The organism is Aequorivita echinoideorum, assembly GCF_018476645.1.
In the GTDB taxonomy this organism is placed as follows: domain Bacteria; phylum Bacteroidota; class Bacteroidia; order Flavobacteriales; family Flavobacteriaceae; genus Aequorivita; species Aequorivita echinoideorum.
This window is the reverse complement of record NZ_JAHCTB010000018.1, coordinates 1-2,434: the sequence shown is the minus strand read 5'-3', so window position 1 is coordinate 2,434 and position 2,434 is coordinate 1. Positions and strand designations below refer to the sequence as shown.

Below are 2,434 nucleotides of genomic sequence, written 5' to 3'. Positions count from 1 at the left end.
CCAACAATGTATAACCGCAATTACGGCGGATTCAACTACGTCCGAATCCACTCGGAATTGCTAACGTTTGTGCTCAACCGAAAAAATTCGCTAACTTGCCCGTAACTGACGGTTATACGAGACCGTTAGCAAACATATAAACGAAATGCAGAGATTCCATTTAGTTCTAGTTCTGATTTTGATATTTAGTTGTTCTCAAAAACAAACTGACAGCCGAATTGCGGAATTTGAAAAAATATTTGGAGAAAGACAAACAAACGCTTTTGACTCACTTGTATCTGACTTTGAAAAAAACTTAACCAAAATATATCCGAATTTGACAATCGAAAAAGGTTATCGTCAATATCTCATCGATATTAAATCGGACACAATAACTGACTGGAAAAAATTTGAATTTCAATCTAAAAAAACGCACCAGGAATATTATAAAAGCGGACTGCGAAATGAAATCTATGACAAAGACACAACTTCGCTAAAAGAAAATAATTTAGGAAAATATATGACAGCACTTTATAAAATAAAAGATTCGGATTCTCTAATTAAAAAATACTGGAGCAAAAGAGAAGCTGCTGGAATAATGCAAAACAAAATTATTGTCGACGGACTTTTAAGCTTAAAACCTGATTTTAATAACTATTTTCACAAACGAATTGTCGTTGCCGAATTTAGCTTTTAATATAAAATACGTTTGCTAACACCGGCTATAGTTCATTGCTTCTGACTTTCCTCGCGGAAAGTCCTCGCAAATTTGCTATTTTCGATGCACGGCGGAAAATCCTCGCGGATTTTCACGCAACGAAACCATAGCCCAAACCGTTGTATGCAAGCTAAAAAAAGAACCTAAAATTGAATCACGTATATACAATTACAAAAGGTAGATTAATTGAAAAAGAGAAAGAATGTAATTTCTCTTTCGCACTTGTATTTGAAGAAAACGGAGTTTATTTTTTAGAAACTTTCTTGGAAAATGATTTTTATGAAGATGGAGACTTTTCTAAATGGTTTAATCTTGAAGGTGTAACCGAAAAAAATTACCTGATTGAGATTAAAGACTTAACATTCACACTATTTAAGCATAAGAATAAGAAAGCAAGGTTTGTTTGTAGGAACTTTATCAAACTAACAGAACAAGAAAAAGAATTACCTGAAAATGGACAGGATAAAGAACAGTCCATTTTTTTTCTAGAATTAGAAGGCTTTAAAACTGCTTTTTCTGATTATACAGATATAAAAAAACACAGGAGATATGGAGAAGTAGATAAGTTTAATGGACCAAATTTTGACCATACTAGCTGTTCAATGTGCTTAGAAATGGATGGTTACGAGCAAAACTATTTTCACCTTATTTTCTCAAAATCTATCAATAGCGAAAATATCCAAATTAACTTTACAGAGAATGGTGGATATGGTAGATTGACTTACAGCCACTATTTAGATTTTAGAAATCAACTTGTTGGATTTCTGTCATTTATAAACGGTGGGCAAGTACACATAAGAAAAGAATTGACTGGAGACTTCTATCGGACTGATGGTTCAGATGCTCATATAGTTTATCTATATTCTTACAGCAAAATTGAAAATTCGAATTTAAGTAGATACTTACCAATAAATGAACATCATTCCTATAGCTCACAAATTTTTCAAGAAGCATTTTTCAAATGTTTCAACCTTTACTGTCAATATGATAAAAGTTTAGAATTAACATCAACTGTTACTTCATTAAATCAAGCTTTTACGACTTCGGGTATACAACAAGCTTACTCAATTCTAATCAACGCTTTAGAAAAATTGTGCTCTAACTATCAAAATTCAATTGAAGAAATTAGCGAAAACTTAATTGAGAATCATATTTGGAATGAGGAAATAAAACCATCCTTAATAGAAATATTGGACAGCAATAAGGCGAAAATTAATAGTACAAACAAAAATGCTTATAGCATATTCAAATCTAAGATTGGAGATATTAATCGCAGAAAGAACAGTACCGTTGAAAAAATGTTTGATTTGCTCGAATTTGGGTGTATCCCAAGAAATGAAAATGTTGAAAATTTAGTAAATCAAGAAAGACACAATGCTGTTCATAATGGAATCATTGGAGATAACCCTAGAGATATGTATATAAATCTACAAAAGCTCGACCACATATTAAGAGACTTGATTTTGAATATTATAGACTATAGAAAATTAAGAAATCCTATATACGAATATGCTACTAAAGAAGAAAAAACAAGTGCTTATCCAAAGAAAGAACTTAAAACACCAACTCTGTATTGTTCAGAACCATTAAGAAGAAATTAAAGCCAGCATACAACAAAGAACTGAGGTAAAAAACAACTAATTTCTTCATTAATTTTCGACATTATTATTCTAGGCTAACAGATTGAAAGAATGGATCTGTAAGCTATTTTTTTTTTGTTTGGGGCCCACTTATTTT

The 2,434-nt window shown here is 31.4% G+C and carries 2 protein-coding genes; both read left to right on the top strand.

What is annotated here, in order from left to right; genetic code table 11:
• Window positions 1-145: 145 nt before the first annotated feature.
• Window positions 146-676 (top strand): hypothetical protein, encoded by a 531-nt coding sequence (locus tag KIV10_RS13790; RefSeq protein ID WP_214114725.1) that lies wholly within the window; start codon window positions 146-148, stop codon window positions 674-676.
• Between the two features lie 170 nt (window positions 677-846).
• Entirely contained in the window at window positions 847-2,298 is a 1,452-nt protein-coding gene (locus KIV10_RS13785) for a hypothetical protein (protein ID WP_214114723.1), read from the top strand.
• Window positions 2,299-2,434 lie beyond the last annotated feature (136 nt).